Annotated in this window: 23 protein-coding genes; 13 read left to right on the top strand and 10 right to left on the bottom strand. The window is 62.7% G+C overall.

The window, feature by feature from the left end; genetic code table 11:
• Nucleotides 1-24: 24 nt before the first annotated feature.
• Nucleotides 25-1,038, bottom strand: a complete 1,014-nt coding sequence (locus tag JQ597_RS31035; protein ID WP_212269278.1) for a zinc-binding alcohol dehydrogenase family protein — start codon at nucleotides 1,036-1,038, stop codon at nucleotides 25-27.
• Nucleotides 1,039-1,243: 205 nt separating this feature from the next.
• Between JQ597_RS31035 and JQ597_RS31030 the strand changes: the two genes are divergently transcribed.
• The 4 genes from JQ597_RS31030 to JQ597_RS31015 all read left to right on the top strand — a co-directional run bounded on the left by JQ597_RS31030 (nucleotide 1,244) and on the right by JQ597_RS31015 (nucleotide 5,134).
• A complete protein-coding gene (locus JQ597_RS31030; protein WP_212211758.1) occupies nucleotides 1,244-1,621 on the top strand; it encodes a winged helix-turn-helix transcriptional regulator in 378 nt (125 codons plus the stop codon).
• Nucleotides 1,622-1,695: 74 nt separating this feature from the next.
• A complete protein-coding gene (locus JQ597_RS31025) occupies nucleotides 1,696-3,087 on the top strand; it encodes a DegQ family serine endoprotease (protein ID WP_212269277.1) in 1,392 nt (463 codons plus the stop codon).
• Entirely contained in the window at nucleotides 3,084-4,427 is a 1,344-nt protein-coding gene (locus JQ597_RS31020; protein WP_212269276.1) for a replication-associated recombination protein A, read from the top strand. The genes JQ597_RS31025 and JQ597_RS31020 overlap by 4 nt, the downstream gene beginning before the upstream one ends.
• A gap of 107 nt (nucleotides 4,428-4,534) precedes the next feature.
• Nucleotides 4,535-5,134 carry a tetratricopeptide repeat protein gene (locus JQ597_RS31015; protein ID WP_349628916.1) on the top strand — a complete coding sequence of 200 codons (600 nt, stop codon included), beginning with the start codon at nucleotides 4,535-4,537 and terminating at the stop codon, nucleotides 5,132-5,134.
• Between the two features lie 31 nt (nucleotides 5,135-5,165).
• Here the strand turns inward: JQ597_RS31015 and JQ597_RS31010 are convergent, their stop codons facing one another.
• Together JQ597_RS31010 and JQ597_RS31005 are read right to left on the bottom strand one after the other, a co-directional pair.
• Entirely contained in the window at nucleotides 5,166-5,498 is a 333-nt protein-coding gene (locus JQ597_RS31010) for a hypothetical protein (RefSeq protein ID WP_212269274.1), read from the bottom strand.
• Nucleotides 5,499-5,716: 218 nt separating this feature from the next.
• Nucleotides 5,717-6,670, bottom strand: a complete 954-nt coding sequence (locus JQ597_RS31005) for an alpha/beta hydrolase (RefSeq protein ID WP_212269273.1) — start codon at nucleotides 6,668-6,670, stop codon at nucleotides 5,717-5,719.
• Nucleotides 6,671-6,913: 243 nt separating this feature from the next.
• On the opposite strand from JQ597_RS31005, the gene JQ597_RS31000 reads away from it, so the two are divergent.
• Both JQ597_RS31000 and JQ597_RS30995 read left to right on the top strand, forming a co-directional pair.
• Nucleotides 6,914-8,113, top strand: a complete 1,200-nt coding sequence (locus JQ597_RS31000; RefSeq protein ID WP_212269272.1) for an RluA family pseudouridine synthase — start codon at nucleotides 6,914-6,916, stop codon at nucleotides 8,111-8,113.
• A 245-nt stretch (nucleotides 8,114-8,358) separates the two neighbouring features.
• Nucleotides 8,359-9,474, top strand: coding sequence for an amidohydrolase family protein (locus JQ597_RS30995; RefSeq protein ID WP_212269271.1), 1,116 nt, complete (start codon nucleotides 8,359-8,361; stop codon nucleotides 9,472-9,474).
• A 4-nt stretch (nucleotides 9,475-9,478) separates the two neighbouring features.
• On the opposite strand, the gene JQ597_RS30990 is transcribed toward JQ597_RS30995, so the two are convergent.
• Nucleotides 9,479-9,934: a hypothetical protein gene (locus tag JQ597_RS30990; RefSeq protein WP_249133232.1), complete on the bottom strand. Its 456-nt coding sequence runs from the start codon at nucleotides 9,932-9,934 to the stop codon at nucleotides 9,479-9,481.
• Nucleotides 9,935-10,079: 145 nt separating this feature from the next.
• Here JQ597_RS30990 and JQ597_RS30985 point away from each other — a divergent pair, with 145 nt between their 5' ends.
• The 4 genes from JQ597_RS30985 to JQ597_RS30970 all read left to right on the top strand — a co-directional run bounded on the left by JQ597_RS30985 (nucleotide 10,080) and on the right by JQ597_RS30970 (nucleotide 13,804).
• Nucleotides 10,080-10,856 (top strand): ATP12 family chaperone protein, encoded by a 777-nt coding sequence (locus tag JQ597_RS30985; RefSeq protein WP_212269270.1) that lies wholly within the window; start codon nucleotides 10,080-10,082, stop codon nucleotides 10,854-10,856.
• 69 nt (nucleotides 10,857-10,925) lie between these two features.
• Nucleotides 10,926-12,506 carry a flagellar hook-length control protein FliK gene (gene fliK / locus JQ597_RS30980; protein WP_212269269.1) on the top strand — a complete coding sequence of 527 codons (1,581 nt, stop codon included), beginning with the start codon at nucleotides 10,926-10,928 and terminating at the stop codon, nucleotides 12,504-12,506.
• Nucleotides 12,503-12,769: an EscU/YscU/HrcU family type III secretion system export apparatus switch protein gene (locus JQ597_RS30975; RefSeq protein ID WP_212269268.1), complete on the top strand. Its 267-nt coding sequence runs from the start codon at nucleotides 12,503-12,505 to the stop codon at nucleotides 12,767-12,769. The genes fliK and JQ597_RS30975 overlap by 4 nt, the downstream gene beginning before the upstream one ends.
• A 216-nt stretch (nucleotides 12,770-12,985) precedes the next feature.
• Nucleotides 12,986-13,804, top strand: a complete 819-nt coding sequence (locus JQ597_RS30970) for a penicillin-binding transpeptidase domain-containing protein (protein ID WP_212269267.1) — start codon at nucleotides 12,986-12,988, stop codon at nucleotides 13,802-13,804.
• Between the two features lie 155 nt (nucleotides 13,805-13,959).
• On the opposite strand, the gene JQ597_RS30965 is transcribed toward JQ597_RS30970, so the two are convergent.
• From JQ597_RS30965 to JQ597_RS30955, 3 genes are all read right to left on the bottom strand, one after another.
• Nucleotides 13,960-14,961 (bottom strand): dienelactone hydrolase family protein, encoded by a 1,002-nt coding sequence (locus tag JQ597_RS30965; protein WP_212269266.1) that lies wholly within the window; start codon nucleotides 14,959-14,961, stop codon nucleotides 13,960-13,962.
• A gap of 67 nt (nucleotides 14,962-15,028) precedes the next feature.
• The gene (locus tag JQ597_RS30960; protein WP_212269265.1) at nucleotides 15,029-16,900 is read right to left on the bottom strand and encodes a caspase family protein; all 1,872 of its coding nucleotides are present in this window, start codon (nucleotides 16,898-16,900) and stop codon (nucleotides 15,029-15,031) included.
• A 130-nt stretch (nucleotides 16,901-17,030) separates the two neighbouring features.
• Entirely contained in the window at nucleotides 17,031-17,375 is a 345-nt protein-coding gene (locus JQ597_RS30955) for a DUF4260 domain-containing protein (RefSeq protein ID WP_502754722.1), read from the bottom strand.
• 192 nt (nucleotides 17,376-17,567) lie between these two features.
• Here JQ597_RS30955 and JQ597_RS30950 point away from each other — a divergent pair, with 192 nt between their 5' ends.
• Both JQ597_RS30950 and JQ597_RS30945 read left to right on the top strand, forming a co-directional pair.
• Nucleotides 17,568-19,100, top strand: coding sequence for an acyl-CoA carboxylase subunit beta (locus JQ597_RS30950; protein WP_212269263.1), 1,533 nt, complete (start codon nucleotides 17,568-17,570; stop codon nucleotides 19,098-19,100).
• Between the two features lie 952 nt (nucleotides 19,101-20,052).
• The gene (locus tag JQ597_RS30945; RefSeq protein ID WP_212269262.1) at nucleotides 20,053-20,235 is read left to right on the top strand and encodes a hypothetical protein; all 183 of its coding nucleotides are present in this window, start codon (nucleotides 20,053-20,055) and stop codon (nucleotides 20,233-20,235) included.
• 73 nt (nucleotides 20,236-20,308) lie between these two features.
• On the opposite strand, the gene JQ597_RS30940 is transcribed toward JQ597_RS30945, so the two are convergent.
• A complete protein-coding gene (locus JQ597_RS30940) occupies nucleotides 20,309-21,313 on the bottom strand; it encodes an alpha/beta fold hydrolase (protein ID WP_212269261.1) in 1,005 nt (334 codons plus the stop codon).
• 266 nt (nucleotides 21,314-21,579) lie between these two features.
• Here JQ597_RS30940 and JQ597_RS30935 point away from each other — a divergent pair, with 266 nt between their 5' ends.
• Entirely contained in the window at nucleotides 21,580-21,927 is a 348-nt protein-coding gene (locus JQ597_RS30935; RefSeq protein WP_212269260.1) for a hypothetical protein, read from the top strand.
• Between the two features lie 48 nt (nucleotides 21,928-21,975).
• On the opposite strand, the gene JQ597_RS30930 is transcribed toward JQ597_RS30935, so the two are convergent.
• Together JQ597_RS30930 and JQ597_RS30925 are read right to left on the bottom strand one after the other, a co-directional pair.
• Complete coding sequence (locus tag JQ597_RS30930) at nucleotides 21,976-22,473, bottom strand: hypothetical protein (RefSeq protein ID WP_212269259.1); 498 nt, start codon at nucleotides 22,471-22,473, stop codon at nucleotides 21,976-21,978.
• A gap of 154 nt (nucleotides 22,474-22,627) precedes the next feature.
• Nucleotides 22,628-23,176, bottom strand: a complete 549-nt coding sequence (locus tag JQ597_RS30925; RefSeq protein WP_212269258.1) for a hypothetical protein — start codon at nucleotides 23,174-23,176, stop codon at nucleotides 22,628-22,630.
• Nucleotides 23,177-23,395 lie beyond the last annotated feature (219 nt).

Raw genomic sequence — 23,395 nt, 5'->3', positions numbered from 1 at the left:
CCGATCAACCCAATTATGGGCCCGCTACCATCCCTCCAGCACGATCTTGCCGCGCGACTTGCCGCTCTCCAAAAGCGCATGCGCGCGTTTGAGGTTGGCTGCGTTGATGCTGCCAAAGGTCTGGTCGAGCGTGGTGCGCAGCACGCCCTTGTCGATGAGGTCGGCAACGTCGTTCAGCAGCATATGCTGGGCGATCATGTCCGGGGTCTGGAACGAAGAGCGTGTGAACATCGATTCCCAATGCACCGAGATCGCCTTGCCCTTGAAGGCGCTCATGGTGAATTCCGGGGGATCGTCGATCAGACCAAATTTGCCCTGCGGCGCCATCAGGTCGGCGATTCCCTTGTAGTGCTGATCGGTGTAGGTGAGGCTGGCGACCAAGCCAACCGGCGGCACTTTTAACTGCTCGATCTGCTCCTTCATCGGCTTGCCATGATCGATCACGGCATGCGCGCCGAGATCGAGGCACCACTTTTTCGATTCCGGCCGGGTCGCGGTGGCAACCACGGTGAGGCCGGTGAGGCGGCGCGCGAGCTGGATCAGGATCGAGCCGACGCCCCCGGCGCCGCCGGTAATCAATAGCGTGCGCGGATCGACGCTCTTGCCCGGCACCGCGCCGAGCCGGTCGAACAACAACTCCCAGGCGGTGATCGAGGTCAGCGGCAGCGCGGCGGCCTGCGCAAAGGAGAGTGATTTCGGTTTGCGGCCGACAATGCGCTCATCGACCAAATGGAATTCCGAATTGGTGCCCTGGCGCAGGATCGAGCCGGCGTAGAACACTTCATCGCCCGGCCTGAACAGCGTCACCTCAGGCCCGACCGCATCAACGACACCGGCTGCGTCATAGCCCAAAATCTTGGTCTCGCCTTCGGGCGGCGCGGCGCGCTTGCGCACCTTGTAATCGACGGGGTTGGCCGAGATCGCCTTCACGGCAACGCGGATGTCGCGGCCTTTCGGCTCCGGCTTGGCGGTCTCGAAATCGATCAGCGAATTCGCGTCCTCGATCGGGAGCGATTTTTGGTATCCGACGGCCTTCATGGCTGCTGTCTCCTGACTGTTCAAAACAGGTGGTCCAAACTTGATGCGTTTTCCGGGAGTGAACCGGTCGCCACCCACGGAGCAATTCCGCGGGCATGCTTCGGTTGAAAACGCTGTGGCCCTACCTGTCGCGCTGGCGTCAATTTGGCAAGTACTGTAAAATCGGGGAACTAGTCCCTGTTTGGATACTATTGGAAAATAACGCATGAAAAGGCGGAATTTTGCCCATCGGCCCGGCTGCTCGGTGGAAGCCACCCTCGACCTGATCGACGGCAAGTGGAAGGGCGTGATCCTGTTCCATCTGCAGGCCGGCACCCAGCGATTTGGGGAGTTGCGGCGACGGATGCCCGGCATTACCCAGCGCATGCTGACCAAGCAGCTGCGCGCGCTGGAGGATGACAAACTGGTGGTCCGCAAGGTCTATGCCGAGGTGCCGCCGCGGGTCGAGTATACCCTCTCGGAGCTCGGCGAGAGCCTGCGCCCCGTGATCGATACGCTGAAGGCGTGGGGGGAGAGCCATCGGGACAGGCTGTCCTGTGGACCTGCGCCGGAAACCATCAAAGCGCCCGATCGCGCAGCGTAGTTGTGTACCGCTTTGTCTTCTCTCGTTGCCGCCTCGCACCTATATCTGACGCACCAAATTACGGGATTTCTTGCATGTTGATTCGCTCTCTTGCCCTGCTACTGGTTTCCGCGATCGTTGCCACGCCGGCGCTGGCGCAGGACCGCCGCGTGCCGTCGTCGGGAGCCGAGCTGCGGCTATCCTTTGCGCCGATCGTGCAGCGGGTGCAGCCGGCGGTGGTCAACGTCTATGCCGCCAAGACCGTGCAGAACCGCAATCCCTTGCTGGACGATCCGATTTTCCGCCGCTTCTTCGGCGTGCCCGGCCAGCAGCCCGAGCAGATGCAGCGTTCGCTGGGTTCGGGCGTGATGGTCGATGCCTCCGGCCTCGTCGTCACCAACAACCACGTCATCGAAGGCGCCGATCAGGTCAAGATATCGCTGGCCGACAAGCGCGAATTCGAAGCCGAGATCGTGCTGAAAGACAGCCGCACCGATCTGGCGGTGCTGCGCATCAAGGACTCCAAGGAGAAGTTCACGACGATCGACTTTGCCAATTCCGATGAATTGCTGGTCGGCGACGTCGTGCTCGCGATCGGCAATCCTTTTGGTGTCGGCCAGACCGTGACGCAAGGTATCATCTCGGCGCTGGCGCGCACGCAAGTAGGCATCACCGACTACCAGTTCTTCATCCAGACCGATGCCGCGATCAACCCCGGTAATTCCGGCGGCGCGCTGGTCGACATGACCGGCAAGCTTGCCGGCATCAACACCGCGATTTTTTCGCGCTCCGGCGGCTCGCAGGGCATCGGCTTTGCGATTCCTGCCAACATGGTGCGGGTGGTCGTGGCGTCCGCCAAGAGCGGCGGCAAGGCGGTGAAGCGCCCGTATCTCGGCGCCAAGTTGCAGGCGGTGACGCCCGAGATCGCGGAGACGCTGGGGCTCAAATCGCCGACCGGTGCGCTGGTCGCCAACGTCGCGGCGAACAGCCCGGCAGCGCGCGCCGGATTGAAACTGTCCGACCTGATCGTGGCCATCGATGGACAGGTGATCGACGATCCCAACGCGTTCGACTATCGCTTTGCCACCCGTCCGCTGGGTGGTTCGGCGCAGATCGACGTGCAGCGCGCCGGCAAGACCGTGAAGTTGGCGGTGCCGTTGGAAACCGCGCCCGACACCAACCGCGACGAGATCGTGCTGACCGCGCGCTCGCCGTTCCAGGGCGCGAAGGTCGCCAACATTTCGCCGGCGGTTGCCGACGAGCTGCGGCTCGACGCTTCGACCGAAGGCGTCGTCGTGATCGATCTCGCCGATGGCGGAACCGCCGCCGGCGTCGGCTTCCAGAAGGGCGACATCATCCTCGCGGTCAATAGCCAGAAGATCGCCAAGACCAGCGATCTCGACAAGGCGTCCAAGACCTCGGCACGGATCTGGCGCATCACGGTGGTGCGCGGCGGCCAGCAGATCAACGTGACGCTCGGCGGATGAGCCCGAAGCAGCCACGCGAAGCTGCCAACCTCTTTGCCGCGGCAGGGATGGAGCAGGACGCGCCGCGTCCGCTGCCGGACCGGCTGCGCCCGCAGTCATTGTCAGATGTCGTCGGCCAGGATCACATCCTCGGCCCCGACGGCGCGCTGACGCGGATGCTGGAAACGCGCACGCTGGGCTCGCTGGTGTTCTGGGGACCGCCCGGCACCGGCAAGACCACGGTGGCGCGGCTGCTCGCCGATGCCACCGAACTGCATTTCGAGCAAATCTCCGCGGTATTTTCCGGCGTCGCCGATCTGAAGAAAGTGTTCGACGCCGCGCGCGCCCGCCGCGAGACCGGCAAGGGCACGCTGCTGTTCGTCGACGAGGTGCATCGCTTCAACCGTGCGCAGCAGGATTCGTTTCTGCCCGTGATGGAAGACGGCACCGTGGTGCTGGTCGGCGCCACCACCGAAAATCCGTCGTTCGAACTCAACGCGGCGCTTCTGTCGCGGGCCCGCGTGCTGGTGTTTCATTCACTTGATGCGGTGGCGGTGGAACAGCTCTACGCCCATGCCGAAAAGATCGAGAGCAAAAAGCTGCCGCTCGATGCCGAGGCCCGCGCCGTGCTGGTGCGGATGGCCGATGGCGACGGCCGCGCCGCGCTGACGCTTGCCGAAGAAGTCTGGCGCGCCGCGCGCAAGGGTGAGGTCTTCAACGCCGAGAAGTTGCAGGACATCCTGCAGCGCCGCGCGCCGATCTACGACAAATCCGCCGACGGCCACTACAACCTGATCTCGGCGCTGCATAAGGCGGTGCGCGGCTCCGATCCGGATGCGGCGCTGTATTATCTCGCGCGCATGATGGACGCTGGCGAAGACCCGCTGTTCCTGGCGCGGCGGGTGGTGCGCATGGCGGTCGAGGACATTGGCCTTGCCGATCCGCAGGCGCTGGTGATCTGCAACGCCGCCAAGGACGCCTATGATTTCCTCGGCCATCCCGAGGGCGAACTGGCGATCGCGCAGGCCGTGATATATCTCGCCACCGCGCCGAAATCGAACGCCGCCTACAAGGCCTTTGGCGCGGCGATGCGCACGGCGAAGGAGGGCGGTTCGCTGCTGCCGCCAAAACACATCCTCAACTCGCCGACCAAGCTGATGAAGTCGGAAGGCTACGGTTCCGGCTACGAATACGACCACGATGCGCCCGATGCGTTTTCCGGCCAGGACTATTTCCCGGAAGCGCTGGGACGCCAGACATTTTATGATCCGCCCGACCGCGGCTTCGAGCGCGAAATCCGCAAGCGGCTGGACTATTGGGCGAAGCTGCGGCGGGAACGCAGTGGGGGAAGCGCTGAATGATTGGTCTGAAGTGCCGTGGCTTGTTCGCTTTCGCGTGCGCGCTTCTTGCAGTGGGGTTTGCGCATTCCGCGTCGGCTGACACCGTGGAAGTTGCACCGGGGATACAGGTGACGAAGCGTACCTATGCGGCGCCGAGCAAGGAGCAGCCGTTCTTTGGATTCGCAGCCAAGACCGACGCGGAGCGGAATGAGGACGACAAGTTTGTAAAGGCGCTGGTGCAGGCGGCCGGGACCAAGGAGAAGGCCCTGGACGAAGTGGTCAAGCGTGGTTGGCGGGCGCTTGGATCGGGCAAGTATCCCGAAGCTGCACTGCGATTCAACCAGGCCTACCTCGTCGCTCCCGAACAGAGCGTCGTCTATCACGGCCTGGCGGCGATTGCGCAAATTCGCTTCAAGGACCTCGACTTTGCCGAAGAATTGTTCCGGATTGCGCAGAAGCAGCCCAATCCGTTGAAGATGCTGAATGCGGACTACGGCCGCGTGCTTCTGGTCGCCAAGCGTCCAAAGGAGGCGCAGCCGGTGCTGGAGCAGGCGGTCAAGGACACGCCGGACTTCGGCGACGCCTGGATCAATCTCGCCCACGCCCGCCTGCAAAATGGCGACCGCGAGGCTGCCTGCGCGGCGGCCGACGTGGCGATGAAGCAGCGTCCATCCAGCAACGCGAGCGTCGATCTCAATCGCTTGAGAAATGACGCGCAGTGCAAGTGAGCACCCGGAGTTCCGCCTGCACGAGCGGCCATCAACCTTTCGCGAATTGAACGCAGGCCAGGGCGAACGTAAGCACGCCGGCGATCACCAGGTACAGCGCCGTTCGCTTCCGCGACTCGATGGCCCCACGTGCCAGCGAGACGGCCAGAGTTCCTCCGGCTGTCACGACATGCTTCAATACGATTTGCCGCACGAACGGATTGCTGATTTTCATCGCGATGCGTTCGACCTGCTCTCGGCCCTGGCCGGCAAACTCGCTGCTGAGCGATTGGTCGAAGATGCGGAGCGCCATTCGGAATACGAGAACGAAACCTGATCCGACGACGATCATCGCCGTACCCAGGATGGCGATCAGAATTCCCACGAAGATGGACATTCCCGTGATCCCTTCGATTGGCGTCCGCAAGCCGCGCCGGCCCGTTCGGCAAGCTCCACGGGCACGCTCGGCAGATCATGAGCATCTTCGGGAATAGCTCAGTGACAAAGGTCACACCGGCCGGACGCTTTCGTCGTCGCGGATGGAGGACCGTTTCGTGAGGGTTCAGCGCGGGTATTGCCGGGCACATAGAGCCGGGAGCAAAGCTACTTGCCCGTCTTCACGAACTCCAGGATCTCATCGGTCAGCCGCGTATCTGACGTGTTGATCGCGTAGACCTCCGACATGTGGCTGTGCTGCGGCAGCATGAAGGTGCGCGCGCACCCCTCGGCGCTTTTGCAGGTGGCCTGTTTCAGCAATTCGTATTGCTCGATGAAGCGCGGTGGATCGAGTTCGGCGGCAGTGGCCATCAATGGAATCTTTGTCTCCAGCAAGCCTCGCAGCGACGATCGTTCGGCATAGCGCGAGGGATCGGAACCGAAATAGGTGATCTCGGCGTCGCCGACCGGCGATGCCGTCAGGTCGTAGATGCCGGAGACCATGATCGCGCCGGCGAGGCCGCCGCCCTTCACCTTGTGAAGCTCGGGGTGCGATACGTAGTTGGCGACATGCACCGCGCCGGCGGATTGCCCCATCAGGAAGACGCGCGCCGGATCGCCGCCACGCTCGGTGATTTTCTCGGTCACCCATTGCACCACCGACGCAAGGTCTTCGGCGCTGGCCGGATAAACGAATTGCGGCGCGAGGCGGTAGGTGGCGTTGACGCCGACAAAGCCGTTCTTTACCGCCCACAGCATGATGTTGTCGTAAAAGGGACTGCCGGGATTGCGCTTGTTGCCGGCAACAAAGCCGCCGCCGTGGATGAAGATCAGCACCGGTCGGGCGGATGAATTGGTGTCCGGCGTAAACACGTCGAGCAGATGTCGCTCCGCCGCGCCGTATTTGACGTCGCGTTCGGTCTTGACGCCCTCATAGGGCTCCTTTTGCTGCATCGGCGCGTAGAGCGCGGCGGTCTTGGGCGGGTCAATGGTGCGCCCGAGCTCCAGCAGCTTCCACGCCAGATCCTCCGACATCGAGGGCTGCTGTGCGAGGGCTGAACCTGCCCACATGGCTGCGATCACGGCCAGGAACACCTTCACGGCCCATGTCGTCGATTTCATCTCGCAACTCCCATTTGCATCTAAACCATAATCCGGCCGCTGCCCGCCTGGCCGCCGACAAGGCTGACAAGCTTCCGCACGCGCACACGAGTATCAGGTGGATCTGGCGCGAGGCCAAATGCAGCGGAAATTGAAGCCGGATCGGCCGGGTTTTGCTCTGACATTCGCCGAAACAGGCCGATTCACCGTGACGATTCGCTGCTTTTGCGCTAGGCAACGGCCTTATCCGGAGCCAGCCAAATCATGAGCCGTCGCGTCAAAAAACCTCTCCGCCCGGCGGGCGACCGTCCCAAGGGCGCGCGTCCCTATCGGGGCTCGAAAGCCGAGCGGCCGGCCCATCGTCCGGGCGGCAAGCCGCCGGCGCGTTTTGTGGCCGCGGCGCCCCGCGCGCCGAAACCGGCGCCTTATGTTCCGGAGCCGGAGAAGATCGTCGCCGAGCCGCCGCCGCTGCCGACCAAGGTCCAGACCGTGGTGGTGACCGCGGACGAGAACAACATGCGCGTCGACCGCTTCCTCGAGGCGCGTTTCCCGGGCCTTTCGTTCTCCCACATCCAGCGCATCGTTCGCAAAGGCGAACTGCGCGTCAACGGCAAGCGCGCCGACAGCAAGGACCGGATCGAGGAGGGGCAGAGCATCCGGATTCCGCCGCTCAAGCTCGATACGCCGAAGGTCGGCGGCACGCTCTCGGAAGCCGCGACCAAGACGCTGCAGGCGCTCAGGGACATGATCCTGTTCGAGGACGCCGACGTCATGGTGCTGAACAAGCCCGCGGGGCTTGCGGTGCAGGGCGGCTCCGGCATCACGCGCAATGTCGACGACATGCTCGAAGTGATGCGCGACGCCAAGGGACAAAAGCCAAGACTGGTGCACCGGCTGGACCGCGAAACGTCGGGCTGTCTGTTGATCGCAAAGACGCGCTTTGCCGCCACCGCGCTGACCGGCTCGTTCCGCCATCGCTCAGCGCGGAAAATCTACTGGGCAATGGTGGCGGGAGTACCGAAGCCGAAGCAGGGCCGCATCTCGACCTACCTCGCCAAGGAAGAGAGCGAGGACGACACCATCATGCGGATCGCCAAGCACGGCGATGAAGGCGCCAGCCACGCGGTGACTTACTATGCGGTGGTCGAGACCTCGGCGCAAAAACTCGCCTGGGTGTCGCTGAAGCCGGTGACCGGGCGCACCCATCAATTGCGCGCGCATATGGCGCATATCGACCATGCCATCGTCGGCGATCCCAAATACTTCAACAAGGAAAACTGGGATCTGCCGGGCGGCATCCAGAATCGCCTGCATCTCCTGGCGCGCCGGATCGTGATCCCGCATCCCCGAGGCGGCGTGATCGACGCGACCGCGCCGCTGCCGCCGCACATGCTGCAATCCTGGAACCTGCTCGGCCTCGAGGCCGACCGCTTCGATCCGATCGAGAACGCGCCGGAGGAGTAAGGCGTTCGACCTGTCAGCGCGCCGCGATCAATTTTCCGGGAGCGCAAGAACGATCAAATCGAGGGCGTGCTAATCAGCTATCGCCCGGTCCGGTTTGTTTTGGCACCAGGCTGCCATCGTGAACAAGGGATCGGCATATGATCGGGACTTGGCTCCGCGCTGCGCTTTTCTGTTTTCTTCTGGGTGAGGCTGCCGCGCTCGGCGCTCCAGCCAGAGCGGAAACTCTCGCGCTAGCGGGTGGCCGCGTGTACGCATCGCCCGACGCAACGCCGCTTGCCGATGCGTTGGTTGTAACGACCGACGGCGTCATCACCGCGATCGGCAGCCGCAGCGAAGTGCAAATCCCACAGGATGCCCGCGTCATCGATTGCACCGGCAAGACCGTCGTTGCCGGCTTCTGGAACAGCCACGTTCACTTCACGCAAGGCGTTTGGAAAAACGCCGGCACCGCGCCGGCGGCGCCGCTGCAGGACCATATGCAGGAGATGCTGACGAAATGGGGTTTCACCACCGTATGGGACCTCGGTTCCGATCCGCGTGACTCGCTTCCTCTCCGCAAGCGCGTCAATGCCGGTGAAATCCTCGGCCCAAGCATATTCTTCGCCGGCAACATTTTCCCCAAAGGCGGCCATCCCGCCTATCTGCCGCCCGAACTGCAACTGCCCGAGGCCGCCACGCCGGAGGAGGCTGCGCAAATGACGCGCGCTTACTTGGGAATGGGCCTCGATGGCATGAAGTTGTTCACCGGCGTCTATATGGGCGACAAGCCCGTCGTGAATATGGACGTGGCGATCGCCAAGGCGGCGGTCGACCTGGCGCATGCGCAGGGCAAGCCGGTGTTCGCGCATCCGCAAAACAAGACTGGAATGGAGACGGTGGTCGAGGCCGGAGTCGATGTACTGGCGCATATCATTCCCGGGCAACCGGGCTACAGCCCCGAGCAGCTCGCAAAATTCAAAGCGCAAGGCATTGCATTGATCCCGACGCTGTCGCTGTTTGTGAAGACCATCGGTGGTCCGGCCCTGGCCACGCGTCTCGTCGATTCCGGCGTCCAGCAGATCAAGGCGTTTTCAGGCAACGGCGGCGCCATTCTGTTCGGCACCGATGTCGGCTTCACCACGATCTATGACACGTCGGTCGAATACGAGCTGATGCACCGCGCGCTTTCGGAAAAGGAAGTGCTGGCCACGCTGACGACGAACCCGGCCAAATATTTCAAGGCGGCCAGGAAGGGTAAAGTAGAAAAGGGCTTTGACGCCGATCTCGTGGTCCTTGACGGCGACCCGATGGCTGACGTCGGCAACCTTGCGAAAGTCGCCTACACCATCCGTGCAGGGCAGGTGATCTATCGCAAGCCGTGAAGGCTCAGCGCTTGAACTGCGTGAGAAACAGCCGCAAGGAATCTTGTGCGCTTTCGATGTCCGAAATCACCCAACCGTCAGGCCCCTTGACGGCGATGAAATTCAGCGTGACGGCGCGGCCGTTATTATTGAAGCTGGCGGTGACATAGGTCTTGTCGAATTCCGTGCGCAGGATTTTTGTCGAGACCGGGCCGATTTTCCAGCTCGGGCTCTGCACCATGAAATCGTACGGCGCCTCGCGCGGGGCGATCCACGCGCTTCGCAGACTGCGGTCGAAAAACTGCTCCGCGATTTCGGCGCTACGCGGCAATCCCTTCGACAGATCGGACGAGCCCTTACCGTAATAGGCGTAGACATTGCGGACCAGGGATTCCGGCGTGCGGAACCCGGCTTGCGCGGGCAGGGCGGCCAAAACAGCCGTCGAAATCAGGATCGCAGCAAGGAATTTCACGGCTTTCATGGGCTCTGTCTCGGCCTTATCCGGGTTTCACGGGCCTATTTTGCCGGTAAATGACATCAGGCGAAAGCCTTGCGCGCGCTTCGAATCGACCTGTTTTCTCCGCTGAACCGGTGTCCATTTCGCCCAAAAGCGCTATAAGGCGCGGATGCGTGAATTATTTGATGAAGTTGCCGGCCAGTCTCCGTTCGACCCCGAAGAGGCGGTGCGGCGCGCGACTCGCGTGCCACAGCGCAAGCGCTTTTATACCAGCGCCGGGGTCGGCGAGGCCGATGGCGGCTTTACCGTGACGCTCGACGGCAAGCCGATCCGCACGCCCTCCGGCCGCCATGTCGTCGCGCCCAACGCTGTTATCGCGGAGGCGATCGCGGCGGAATGGAATGCGCAAGTTGAGACCATCAACCCCCTGACCATGCCGTTGACGCGCTTCGCCAACAGCGTCGGCGAAGGCGTCGTCGATCGTGTCGACGCGGTCGCCGACGACGTCGCAAAATATCTCGGCACGGATTTGCTGTTCTATCGCGCCGGCCATCCCGAAGCGCTGGTCGCAAAAGAAGCCGCGCATTGGGACCCCGTGGTGTTCTGGGCCGCCAATGAACTCGGCGCCCATTTCATGCTGGCCGAGGGGATCGTGCACGTCACCCAGCCGGAAACAGCGATCCAGGCGGCGCGCGCGGTGTTCCCGACCGATCCCTGGTCGGTCGCGGCGCTGCATGTGGTGACGACGTTGACGGGCTCGGCGCTGCTGGCGCTGGCGCTCTTCCACGGCGTGCGCGACGCCGACGAGGTCTGGGCCGCCGCCCATGTCGATGAGGACTGGAACATCGAAAAATGGGGCCTCGACGAGGAGGTCGCGGCCCGCAGGGCAGCCCGGCTGGTCGATTTCACCGCCGCGGTCACCATTCTGAAGGCCCTAAAACCCTGAATCGGGTGGTCGGTTAACGAGAGGTTTACGCCGCCGGGGTAGCCTGATGACCTGGCCGAGACCTCTGATATGGCGATCTCTATCAACAAGTCAGTGCTTCCGGTGCTTGCCGCCCAAGAGGTCGGTGGCGTGGCGCCCGAGCTCGTGCTGGCGCAGGGCAGTGTGGTCAATGCGCAGGTCCTGAAAATTCTCGACGCCAATCTGGTGCGGATCGCGATATCAGCGCTCTCCATCGATGTGGCCACGGAGATTCCGCTGCAGGCAGGGCAGTCGCTGCAACTTGCCGTGTCGCAGACCAAGGACGGGATCCGGCTTGCACTGGTCGGGCAGGGCGGCGCTGCCGGTGATGCCGTCACGCTGTCGCCGCAGGCGATGGTCGATGCGGCGGCCAACCGCCCGACAATCGTGGCCCCATCGAAAAACGTCCTGACGCCGCTGGAACGCGCGGCGGTGTCGGTCGCGGCGCAAAGTGCGGCGACCGAGCAGGACAGCCTTGCGCCTTTATTCGCCAATCTCGGCGCCGCGGTATCGTCCGCCAACCTGCCGCCGAAATTGCAAGCGGCGATTGCGCAGGTGTTGGCGCAACAGACCAGCCTCGACCAGAATCTCGACGGCGGCGACATCAAGACCGCGTTTCAGAAATCCGGAATTTTCCTCGAGGCGTCGCTGGCCTCGGGCGCGGTGCCTTCGTCAGGCGCGCCCGATCTCAAAGCCGCGCTGATCGTGCTGCGACAGACGTTGCAATCGGCGCTCGGCGCGGATGCGGCGGTGGCCACGAAGGCGGCGCCGGCACAGGCCGGTTTGTCGAATGCCGCCCCCGGCCTCGTGCCTTCCGCGACTCCCGATCTCGACGTTCACGAAATCCTGCTGCCGCAGGCGCGGCTGCCTGTGGCTCAGGACCAGGTCCAGACGCGCGGCGGCCTGCAGGGCGCGCTCGCCCAGGCCCTCAATTCCGGACCGAGCGCGGGCGCGACCATGAACCTGCTGCAGGAGGCGCTGCAGCAGCTCGGCACTCCCGCGCGACCGGCAACACCATCGAAGGCGGCACCCGGCGACGACGTCACCGTTCACACCAATACGCCGCCGCCGCCGTTTCGCGGCGCATCGCCGACGGCGCAGCCCGTCGCGTTGCCTTCGCTCGCGCCGGACGCGCCGCTTGCCACCACAGCGCATCATCTGCTCGACGACACCGATGCTGCGATTGCGCGGCAGACCCTGCTGCAGGTCGCCTCGCTGCCGGACCGCATCGATGTTACAGGCCCGAAGGTCGACGCGACGACGCCGCGCTGGAATTTCGAAATTCCGTTCGTGACGCCGCAGGGCACCGCGATGGCGCAGTTCGAGATTGCCCGCGACGGCAGCGCCAGCGAGGCCGAGGCCGCCAAGCGGGTGTGGCGGGCGCGGTTTTCGCTCGATGTCGAGCCGACGGGGCCGATTCATGCGCAGGTGTCGCTATCAGGCGAAAAAACATCGGTGCGGATGTGGGCGGAACGATCAGCCACCGCCGCGCAGCTGCGCGCCGGTGCTGCGGAATTGAGCCAGGCACTCACCAGGGCCGAACTGCAGCCCGGCGAGATCGTGATCCGCGACGGCGCGCCGCCGCAGGCCGCCCCCGCCAAAGCCGGGCATTTCCTGGATCGCGCGCTATGAGCGTCGAGGCGAGAAACCAGCTTGCGGTCGCGTTGCACTACGACAAGAAAGGCGCGCCGCGCGTCGTCGCCAAGGGCAAGGGCACCATCGGCGCCAAGATCATCGAACTCGCCAAGGCCCACGACATCCCGATCGAGGAGAATGAGGTGCTGGCGGGCGCGCTGTCGCATGTCGAGATCGGCGACGAAATTCCGGAGGAGCTCTACAAGGCGGTCGCCGAAGTGCTGATCTTCGTCCTGCGGCTGTCGGGACGAATTCGCTAGCTATCGTTTGGGGCCTTATGGTTCGAGACGCGCGGCCTTGCCGCGCTCCTCACCATGAGGGTCTCAAACCTCATCCTGAGGAGCATCGCAAAGCGATGCGTCTCGAAGGATGGCGGCATCGGGAAAATCCAGCATCTGGTATCCCTATTGTCATCGTTTTACCACGATGCCATCCGCATTCTCCGCCGCTCTCCTCAAACGTTTCGGATACCTCCCGTGATCAATCGCCGCCATGCGCTCGGACTTGTTGCCGCCGCGAGCCTTTTGCCTTCGCGCGGTTTCGCCAATGTCTCCTATCAGCGCAGCGAATTTCGCGACGATCTGGCAAAACGGTTTTTCAACCTGGGAACGGTCGGGACCTTTGTCGGCTACAAGGTCGATGACTATCTGATGATCGCCAGCGACAAGGTCCGCTCCGGCGAGGACAGGCTGCCGGCTTCCACCTTCAAGATTCCGAATTCGCTGATTGCGCTGGAAACCGGCGTGGTCGAGGACCCCGACAAGGACATCTTCAAGTGGGACGGGGTGACCCGCAGCATCGAGGCGTGGAACACGGACCACACGCTGCGCTCGGCGATCGCGGTCTCCGCGGTGCCGGTCTATCAGGAGATCGCCCGGCGCATCGGCTCAGAGCGGATGCAGAAATATCTCGACCTGTTCGAGTACGGCAACCGCGACATCGGCGGCGGCATCGATCAGTTCTGGCTGACCGGAAATCTGCGCATCGATCCCGTCCAGCAGATCGATTTCGTCGACCGGCTGCGGCGCGGCGTGCTGCCGGTCGGCAAGCGCAGCCAGGAGCTGGTGCGCGACATCCTCCCCGTAACGAAAGTCGGCGACGCCACGATCCGCGCCAAGAGCGGTTTGCTGGGCGCCGAGCAGGGCAAGCCGTCGCTGGGCTGGATGGTCGGCTGGGCCGAGAAGGGCAGCATGCAGACCGTGTTCGCGATGAACATGGATTGCAAGGAGCCCGCCCACATCGCCGCGCGCATGACGGTGACGCAGCAATGCCTGTCGGACATTGTCGCGATCTGAGGGTTTGACCCGCGTGCAGTGGCCGCATGGTTCGAGACGCGCGGCGCTGCCGCGCTCCTTACCATGAGAGACTGAGACCTCATCCCCGCGTGAGCGTAAGCTCATCGCTGCAGGACACGCGAAGCGCCGTCTCGAAGGATAGGCCGCGGAACGGTCTACCCCAATTTGAACAGCGCCAGCAAAAAGTCGCTCACGGCCTTGCGCGCTTCCGCGGCGGTCGCCGGGTTGCCGCCAACATGCGGGTTGAGCTCGATGCAGGCGTCCTTGTAGCTGAACGGCGCCTTGGTATCGGCATTCATCAAGACGCCGCCTTCGCCCTCGCTGAGCTTGCAGCTGCGCGCGGTCTGCGAATTGGCCGAGACCGTCGTCGCGCTGAGGCCGAGTAGGCCGGAATCGAAGCCGTGCGGGGAGTCCGGATATTCGGTCAGCACCACGTCGCGCTTGGCTTCCTGTAGCCGCGCCAGATAGGCCTTGCAGCTCGACACCGGATTATAATCGTCGGGCGTGCCGTGATGGATCCGGATCGGACGCGCCGCGACTTCGGTATCGGTGGCATAGCTCGTCGAGCAATCCGGATAGAACGGGATGTAGGCCGCGAACTGCGCGCCGGACTTGTTCCAGAGCTTGTTGAAGCGATCGAGGCTGGCGTAGAGCGTGGCCTGTCCGCCGCGCGAAAATCCCATCAGCACGATACGTTCAGGGTCGACGCGCGGATGCTTGGCGAGGATCTCCAGCGAGCGGTAGATATCGACGATGAAATTGAGCCGGCCGAGCAGGCCCTGGTTCGGGCCAACAGCGGTGAGACCGCGGCCGGAGAAGCCGTCGATCACGAAGGTCGAAATCCCCAGGCTGTTGAGCTGACGCACCCACGGATCCATCCCGGCGCCGACGCCGCTCGAGCCGTGCATCAGCACCACGACCGGCAGTTTTCCAGTGCCTTGCGCGATGCGGAATGAACCGGCGACGGTGACCTGCTTGCCGTTGGCGTCGCCGTTCAAAAATTGCTGGTCCGAAATCGTCAGCGACGGGATCGCGTAGATTTCGGTCCGCGCGGCGACTTCCTTCGGGATCGATTGCGCGTTGGCCTCAAGCGAGCTCAGGAGAATCCCGCCGCAGAAGATTGCGGCCGTAACGGCAAAGCGCCAGTCTCTCAGCATCGGTGTGCCCCCAGTGTTTTTTCGTTGTGGGCAACTAGACCAAGCGCTGTGGAATCTGTCAAATTCCTTATCTCGCACTCATGTTCACGAACCCGACACGCCGGTTCTCGTCGGCGAGCGGCTTGCTCTTGTTTTTCAGATGGCCTTTGCCGAACCCGGCGGCGATCAAATTTGTCGCCGGCAGGTCGAATTCCCTGATCAGGAGGCGCTTGACCGCTTCGGCGCGACGCTCCGAAAGCGCCAGATTATATTCGTCATTGCCGGCGGCATCGGTGTGGCCGCCGACCAGGATAGTGGATTTCCTGAATTCATCTTTGCTGAGCACGCGGCCCAGCGCGCGCAATATCGGCAATGCCTGCGGTCCGATATCAGCAGAGTTGTATTCGAAGGGTATTTCGAGATCGAGGCTGGTTCGTTTGCCGGCGATCGCGGTCAGCCGTTCGCGTTGTCGTGCCGTCAGCGGTTGGATCGGCTGTACGCGCAGGGTCGCGATAAAGTTCTCGTCTTCCGCCAGTTGCGCTTCGCTGCCGGGGACGGTGGTCGGAAGCAGCGCGGTACGAATCTGCTTTTCCAGGCGCTCACGCCGCGAGCGTGCTTCCGCGGCGTGCTGACTTGAAGGAAACCGTCGAATGAATTCGTCCAACCCGTTGGCTTCGAAGACCATCCGTTTCTGATCGGGTGTTTTCTGACCGGTCCTCTCGGTTTCAAGGCTGTTCAGATAGATCCAGGCCATGGCCTCTTCCGAACTCGGCGATGTGTCCTTCGCAATCAGGGCCTCCAGCTCCGTCAGCCGGGCGTTGACTTCCTGCCCATGGCGGCTCTTTGGGTACTTGTTCTTGAACTCGCTCAGCGCCGTTCGTTCTGCCTCCAGGCGTTGCCGGGCTGACAGGTCCCGGAAGGTCTTGCCGGCCTTGAACTCTGCCAGTTGGCGCCATGCACCTTCTTCTTCGATCGAAACGGGTGGGGCGGCCGCTATCAGCTTTTTGAGCTCGGTTAGCCGTACTGCGGCCTCGGTTGCATGCGGACTCTTCGGAAACGCCTGCAGGAACTGGTTCATGGCCTCCGCCTCCAGCGCATGCTTGGCTTGCACGGAAAGCACGGTGTCGAATTCCTTGGAGGCGATGGCTTTCAGTATGATGCGCCACTGTGCCTCGTCCAGTCCGGTGGGCCCGCCGATCGGAGGCTTGAAGTAAATCAGGGTAGCGGAGGGCGAACCGTAAACGAACGGCTGCTGCCGGCCTCCGGTCGTCTTCAGCACGTCGTCGCGCACCGTCCTGAACAATTGCACGACTTCGAGTCCTGGCGTCTCGATATGCTTCAGTAGCGCCTGCGCAAACGGGCTGTTGCGGCCCGTGCCGTCGGCCGCGGTCGTACCATCCCTTGCGGCGTAGACAACCAGCACGTTGTTGCCGGGGTCGACCCTCTTGAATCCACGTTCGACATCGCGGGTTCGATTGGTTCGCTGCATGTTGGCGGCAAAGGGGTTGTTCCGGCAGGCGTCGAGAATGACCATGCCAAGGCTCGACGTGTTGCCAACGGCGAGCATCAGCGTCTTCAAATTGATCGCTTCGGTCTCGGCCGCCGTATCCGATTGCAATTCGGCATCGACCGGTATGAGCCAGTTCTCGCCGGCAATTTCCATTCCATGACCGGCATAAAACACGACCGCAAAATCCGCACCCTGCGCGGACCGGGTGAAGTCCTTGATGGCGAGGCGCATCCTTTCGTGGTTGGCGTTCGGAAGCGAGGTCACCGTGAAGCCGATGCGCTGCAAGGAGGCCGCGATATCGCTGGCATCGTTGAGCGGGTTGGCGAGCTGGGATGCATGTTGGTATTTGGCATTGCCGATGACGAGCGCGATCCGCTTGTCCGGCTTGGCCTCGCTTGGGGTGCCAACGAATGAAAATAGCAGGCAAACGACCATGAATGCATAGCGCATGGGTTTTCCGTCGTTCAAAAATGGACAGGTCTTGCAATACAGATCGAAAATCGCCGCGGCCCCCGACAGGCCTTATGGCGATGGGAACGGTAGCAGAGGGAAAGGTGTTTCGGAAGCCGCGGTGGCCGGGCTATTTCTTCCCGATCCGCCCGAGATGGGTGAAGCCAAACCCGGTGGTATATTTCAGCCCAAACCCCAGCGCGCGGTCGAAGCCGATATGGGCGAGCCAGATCATCGCGACCGACAGCACCAAAGGCTCGGCCGTCACAAAGCCGACCGTCATCAGCGCCATCGGCACCATGTAGGTGTGGGCGGCGTTGTAGAGCATCGCGCCGAAGCGCGGCCCGAAAAAATAGGCGGCGAAGCTGAGGTCGGGCGCCAGGAACAGGGCGGCGTAGACCCACCACGATCCGTCCCAGACCCAGTAAAGCAGCGTCATCCCCAGAAATAGCGCCAGGCCTTCCAGCCGGAGCATGGTTCGCAGGCCCCCGGTAACGGTCCCGGTAGGCTCGGCGGTCGCAGTATCCGTCAATTGCATCCCCTGTGCAGAGGTGCGGATATAGGTGCATTTCCGCACCGGTGCCAGAGGGCATGGAGGGGTGTTTCCGGTTCGCAAAAGGCCGTGTTAGAACCCCGGCCAATTCGGACCTATGACGGGCGGCAGCAAATGAAAGATATCCTGGACACCCTCGAAGAACGGCGCGCCGGCGCCAAGCTCGGCGGCGGCGAGAAGCGCATCGAGGCGCAGCACGCTCGCGGCAAGCTGACCGCGCGGGAGCGCATCGAACTGCTGCTCGACAAGGGCTCGTTCGAGGAATTCGACATGTTCGTCGAGCACCGCTCGGTCGAATTCGGCATGGAAAAGAACAAGATCCCCGGCGACGGCGTCGTCACCGGCTGGGGCACCGTCAACGGCCGCAAGACTTTTGTGTTCGCCAAGGATTTTACCGTGTTCGGCGGCTCGCTGTCGGAGACCCATGCGCTGAAAATTACAAAGCTGCAGGACATGGCGATGAAGGCGCGGGCGCCGATCATCGGGCTCTATGACGCCGGCGGCGCGCGCATCCAGGAAGGCGTCGCGGCCCTCGCGGGCTATTCCTACGTGTTCCGCCGCAATGTCATCGCATCGGGCGTGATCCCGCAGATCTCGGTCATCATGGGCCCCTGCGCCGGCGGCGACGTCTATTCGCCCGCGATGACCGACTTCATCTTCATGGTGAAGAACACGAGCTACATGTTCGTCACCGGGCCCGACGTGGTCAAAACCGTCACCAACGAGGTGGTCACGGCCGAGGAACTCGGCGGCGCCTCCGTGCACGCCACGCGCTCCTCGATCGCGGACGGCGCGTTCGACAACGACGTCGAGACGCTGCTGCAGATGCGCCGGCTGATCGACTTCCTGCCCAGCAACAACACCGACGGCGTGCCGGAATGGCCGAGCTTCGACAATATCGAACGCCTCGATATGTCCCTGGACACGCTGATCCCCGACAATCCGAACAAGCCCTACGACATGAAGGAACTGATCCTGAAGGTCGTGGACGAGGGCGACTTCTTCGAAATCTCGGAGACGTTTGCGAAAAACATCGTCACCGGCTTTGGCCGCATCGCCGGCCGCACCGTCGGCTTTGTCGCCAACCAGCCGATGGTGCTGGCGGGCGTGCTCGACTCTGACGCCTCACGCAAGGCCGCCCGCTTCGTTCGGTTCTGCGACGCCTTCAACATCCCGATCGTGACGTTCGTGGACGTGCCGGGCTTCCTGCCGGGCACCGCGCAGGAATATGGCGGCCTGATCAAGCACGGCGCAAAACTGCTGTTCGCCTATTCGCAATGCACGGTGCCGCTGGTGACCATCATCACCCGCAAGGCCTATGGCGGCGCGTTCGACGTGATGGCGTCCAAGGAAATCGGCGCCGACATGAACTACGCCTGGCCGACCGCCCAGATCGCCGTGATGGGCGCCAAGGGCGCGGTCGAAATCATCTTCCGCAGCGACATCGGCGATGCAGATAAGATCGCCGCGCGAACGAAGGAATACGAAGACCGCTTCCTGTCGCCGTTCATCGCGGCCGAGCGCGGCTACATCGATGACGTCATCATGCCGCACTCGACGAGAAAGCGGATCGCGCGGGCGCTTGCGATGCTCAAGGATAAGAAGGTCGAGATGCCGGCGAAGAAGCACGACAATTTGCCGTTGTGAGTCGCTTCGTGGGGTGGGTTAGCGAAGCGTAACCCACCAGCCGAACTGACCGCGCACCAAGGCTTTGGTGGGTTACGCTGCGCTAACTCACCCTGCGAAGCTGAGCTGTTGCGGGTGACCGACGAGTAACAAGGCATCCAATGGCTATCTGGCGGTTACTCGGTCGATTACCTCGAGGGAAAACCCGAGAGGAAATTCAATCCCAATCGATTGACGGCTGGAATCCATGGCGCTTTGCATGGTCGTCAGTAGACGAGCACGACATCGTTGTACCTGATCCTCGAAACTCCTCGCGCTCCTGCCATGTGCGGGTCGTCGAGTCAGGTCCCCCGGGATCGGTAGTAAAATGTGCGGCGCTCACGCTGGACGACGCTTGGTGGTTCTACGTCCCTGCAACGCAGGGAGAGCAAGGCGCATTTGAAACTGGAGAACCGAGATACGAGGGATTCTGGCGTACGCGTATCGACGAGGAAAGCGAACTGCCATGGCCAGCGCAAGTCGAGCACTGGCCTGCACGAGCGGCCTTTTTGGCCTGCTTGTCATCTATGGAGGCGATTGCCGAGAGAGTAGCTTATCGCGGATACTCAACATGTCGAGTTTGCGGCTGTCTGAATGGTTTCGAATCATTTCGGTTTGGCCGATGGGAATGGCCAGCGGGATTCCGGCACTACGTTGAAGAACACAACGTCCGACCGTCGGAAGAGTTCGTGACTCTCATCATGAAACGCGAGGATTGACAGCGAGCAGTTCGTAGGGTGGGTTAGCGAAGCGTAATCCACCGCTCGTGTTATCGACTCGTCCAAATGATAGCGGGTTAAGTTACGCTAACTACTAACCCGCCCTACCGCCCTTCGATCGTGGTTATGGATTCCGGGCTCATCGCTGCGCGATGCCCCGGAATGACGGGCGGGAAGGACTGTTGTTAGTTGGCTGAGCGAACTATATTGCTCTTATGACCGACGGCTTAAAAGAGTTGCTTGAAGCTGCCAAGACCGCCAAGCCGACTCCCGAACAGAGGGAACAGCAGCGGCGCAGCTTTGTCTATGGCAACACTCGTCTCGAAAACGAGATGATCACGCGCGAAATGGTTGATCGTGAGGCCGAACGGTTCACCGTCCGAGTGGACAAAGCGTAGCGTGCCCACCATCTTTCGATCTTTACGCCGCCAATCGATGGGTATCGCTTCGCTCCACCCATCCTACGCGTCCCTACCGCGCCGCCAGAAACCCCAGCAACAACTCGTTATATTTCGCCGGCGCCTCCAGAAACACCAGATGCCCGGTGTCCGGAATCACCTCGGCGCGGGCGTTCGGCATTTTGGCGGCGAGCGCTTTGGCGAGGTCGGCGTTGTGGCCCATCTTCGGCCGCAGCGCTTCGGGGGCGTTGGCTTTGCCCGGTGCGTTGTGATCGTCGGCGCCCATGATGAACAGGGTCGGCCGCGTGATGAGCGGTATTTCATGCGCCACCGGCTCGCGATAGATCATCTGCGCGGAGCTTACGAAGGCGCGCAGCCAGCGCGGATATTCGGCGCTGCCCTTGATGTTGAAACGCGCGTCGATGAACGGCGTTACCTGGTCCGCCGGCAGTTTTAGCGCATAATTGGTCTCGAGCTGCTTGCGGTATCCGTCGGCGGTCAGCCTGTCCTCGTTCTCCAGAATCTTTTCGGTCGGCGTCGGCGGCACATAGAGACGGTAATCCTCGAGCCCGATCGGCGCGGTCAGCACGAGGTGATCGACCCGCTCAGGGTAGGCGCGGGCGATCCGCACGCCGAGCATTCCGCCGAGCGAATGGGCGACGATATCGGCCCTGGCGATTTGCAGATGATCCAGCAGCGTCATCGTGTTGCGCGCCAGCGTGTCGAAATGCAGCTCGCCTTGCGGCTTGGAGGATTTGCCGAAGCCGATCTGGTCCGGCACCACCACGCGATAGCCTGCGTCCGAGAGCGTCTTGATGACCGGCGCCCAATAGCTCGACGGGAAATTGCGGCCGTGCAGCAGCACCACGGTGCGCCCGTTCGGCTGCGCCGGGGCGACATCCATATAGGCCATCCGCACTTGCTCGCCGTCGTTGGTGAGCGGCAGCAGGCTGACCGGATAGGGATAGGCGAATCCTTCCAGCCCAATGCCATAGGGCTCGCGCGCGGCGGCGCTGGCCGGTGCATAGAGTGAAGCGAGCAGGGCGCTGGCCAGCGCCGCGACACAAAGACGATTCATTGGGAACTCCGACGGCGTTGGCCTGTGTGTGGCGGCATCGGAATCACGACGCGATATCCACTTCAGGCAACGACATACCGACGTTATGGTTTCCTGTGGAAGGGGGAAGCCCTTCACGAAACGTCACCATCGCTTGATCGGGATCGCGTACCGTGAGCCAGCATCGCGCCACCGATCCTGCGTGCAGGCTCGAAGCCCGATGCCTTGATCACCGGCACCCGCAGCGCGTAGGGTGAATTTCCACCAATTCCGGTATCTGCCGTTCAATGATTGAAGACGACCCGACCGAAGAGATTTCACGGATCGAAGCGCGGCTTGAGGAGCTTGCCGAGGCCGCCGAGCGATGCCGGAAGTATATCCTGGCCTCCAAGGCGGCCGTCGCCGGCGGCGCCGCATTGCTGCTCGTCACGGTGCTCGGCCTGTTAGGGGCCGGTCAAACGGCAGCCCTCGGATCGATCGCGATGATCCTGGGCGGAATTGTCTCGCTCGGATCGAATGTCAGCACCTTGCGGCAGACGGAGGAGGCTATCGGCGCCGCAGAGCTGCTCCGTTCCGATCTGATCAGCAGGATCGACCTGCGGATGGTTCGTGATGCGCCGATGAAGCTGGCCTGACGGCTGGCGGTCGCCTTGACGGACGCAACCGCCCGTACGGGCCAACAACTACTGTTTTGATCCGGTCCAGCTTCCAACGCATCCGTCGGATCGCCGGAACGAACCGGAGCCGCTGCGGCCCGAGAGGCGTCCGGACATGGTCCAACTCAGGCTCCCGGCGCTGCCGGTTCCGGACACCGAGCCGTTCGAGCTGACTTGACCGGTGCCGTATTGCCCCACCATCCTGCCGCTGGTGACGACCACCGTGTCGGTGGAGCTGGCGCAGGGCGTGCCGACGCTGGTAAGAACCCATGCTCCATCCAGATTGCCACCGCCGCCCCCGCTGCTTCGCGGTGCCCGGCGCGGTGCCTCCGCTTCGGGCTTGCTGCGTCGTGCCGGCTTTTCGGGTTCAACGGCCCGGGGCGTCGTGCGCGAACCGGACAGCGATTTTTCGTCATTGCCGATGCTGCCGCCCGCGCTCCCTGATTGCGCACGGGCCATATCAGGCAAGGCGACTATGGCTGACAGCAGGGCGGCTTTGACAATAAATCGAATGACGTTTTGCATAATAAATTGGTGTCCAATGAAGAGGGTCCTGGCGGCCGGACCCATCGGCAAAATAGCGCGCCGATCTGCGGGCAAGACTTGCCGGTCTCGCCGCACTCGTCAAGCGCTGCGCCCTTCGGACTTTGGACAGTGCCGCTAAGCGCGGTAGGCTTGATCAGCTAACTGAAATCCACCAATTAAATCTGGAGCGTCCCCAGGGAGCTACGGCTACGCCCGCGCCATGATTCCCGTTTGGCCTGCTCGCAAGCCGCGACCAGAAAAAATCCACCACGCCGACGCCGCCCACGCACCATGCGAAAAAGAACTCGGCCCGGGCATAGCTGTGCGCGCCCAACAGCGTGTCGAATAGTGCGAGGATGAAGCCCGTTGCAACCCAGACGATATCGCCGTCCGTGGGAGGTTTTCGTTTGAAGGCGTGAAGCACGGCTGCGTAAGCCAGTGCTACTGATACGGCCACGCCGCCCCAGGCCGTGGCGGCGAGGACGTAGAAGCCCGGCATGGCCTGACACATCTCACCGCACGACACCTGCGCGGATTGGGCCAAAGCGGAATGATAGGCGGCGTGAGCCACACCGCCGAGCAGCAGGGCGGAGCAGACCACATGACGAAGCGTGCGGAGCGCCGTCTGATGCTGGCTGGTCCAGGCGTCAAAGCGGGCCATGGCTGCGCGAAAAGCCTGTTTACTGGATTGAATCAGCTGCATGGGCAGTTAGACGAGGTGAACGGCTGGAAGGTTCAGACCCATATCTCTCGTCGTCCCGGCCTTGAGCCGGGACCCATACGCCGCGGCCCATCGATTAGAAAACGGTGTTCGACGACTTCTCGTAACCACGAGCATCGGTGGTTATGGGTCGTAAGTCTCGGTGCCTCGATTAAGATGGGGCGATCGAGGCGGGCGTTGCGGGGTTTATGGGAGGTCGTT

Source organism: Bradyrhizobium sp. AUGA SZCCT0177 (assembly GCF_018130125.1).
Taxonomy (GTDB): Bacteria; Pseudomonadota; Alphaproteobacteria; order Rhizobiales; family Xanthobacteraceae; genus Bradyrhizobium.
This window is presented reverse-complemented; position numbering and strand designations above follow the sequence as displayed.

Coding starts and splice junctions, on each gene's coding strand:
- JQ597_RS31035 (WP_212269278.1), bottom strand. CDS start 1,038: ATGAAGGCCGTCGGATACCAAAAATCGCTCCCGATCGAGGACGCGAAT.
- JQ597_RS31030 (WP_212211758.1), top strand. CDS start 1,244: ATGAAAAGGCGGAATTTTGCCCATCGGCCCGGCTGCTCGGTGGAAGCC.
- JQ597_RS31025 (WP_212269277.1), top strand. CDS start 1,696: ATGTTGATTCGCTCTCTTGCCCTGCTACTGGTTTCCGCGATCGTTGCC.
- JQ597_RS31020 (WP_212269276.1), top strand. CDS start 3,084: ATGAGCCCGAAGCAGCCACGCGAAGCTGCCAACCTCTTTGCCGCGGCA.
- JQ597_RS31005 (WP_212269273.1), bottom strand. CDS start 6,670: ATGAAATCGACGACATGGGCCGTGAAGGTGTTCCTGGCCGTGATCGCA.
- JQ597_RS31000 (WP_212269272.1), top strand. CDS start 6,914: ATGAGCCGTCGCGTCAAAAAACCTCTCCGCCCGGCGGGCGACCGTCCC.
- JQ597_RS30990 (WP_249133232.1), bottom strand. CDS start 9,934: ATGAAAGCCGTGAAATTCCTTGCTGCGATCCTGATTTCGACGGCTGTT.
- JQ597_RS30985 (WP_212269270.1), top strand. CDS start 10,080: ATGCGTGAATTATTTGATGAAGTTGCCGGCCAGTCTCCGTTCGACCCC.
- fliK (WP_212269269.1), top strand. CDS start 10,926: ATGGCGATCTCTATCAACAAGTCAGTGCTTCCGGTGCTTGCCGCCCAA.
- JQ597_RS30975 (WP_212269268.1), top strand. CDS start 12,503: ATGAGCGTCGAGGCGAGAAACCAGCTTGCGGTCGCGTTGCACTACGAC.
- JQ597_RS30965 (WP_212269266.1), bottom strand. CDS start 14,961: ATGCTGAGAGACTGGCGCTTTGCCGTTACGGCCGCAATCTTCTGCGGC.
- JQ597_RS30960 (WP_212269265.1), bottom strand. CDS start 16,900: ATGCGCTATGCATTCATGGTCGTTTGCCTGCTATTTTCATTCGTTGGC.
- JQ597_RS30955 (WP_502754722.1), bottom strand. CDS start 17,375: ATGCTCCGGCTGGAAGGCCTGGCGCTATTTCTGGGGATGACGCTGCTT.
- JQ597_RS30950 (WP_212269263.1), top strand. CDS start 17,568: ATGAAAGATATCCTGGACACCCTCGAAGAACGGCGCGCCGGCGCCAAG.
- JQ597_RS30945 (WP_212269262.1), top strand. CDS start 20,053: ATGACCGACGGCTTAAAAGAGTTGCTTGAAGCTGCCAAGACCGCCAAG.
- JQ597_RS30940 (WP_212269261.1), bottom strand. CDS start 21,313: ATGAATCGTCTTTGTGTCGCGGCGCTGGCCAGCGCCCTGCTCGCTTCA.
- JQ597_RS30935 (WP_212269260.1), top strand. CDS start 21,580: ATGATTGAAGACGACCCGACCGAAGAGATTTCACGGATCGAAGCGCGG.
- JQ597_RS30930 (WP_212269259.1), bottom strand. CDS start 22,473: ATGCAAAACGTCATTCGATTTATTGTCAAAGCCGCCCTGCTGTCAGCC.
- JQ597_RS30925 (WP_212269258.1), bottom strand. CDS start 23,176: ATGCAGCTGATTCAATCCAGTAAACAGGCTTTTCGCGCAGCCATGGCC.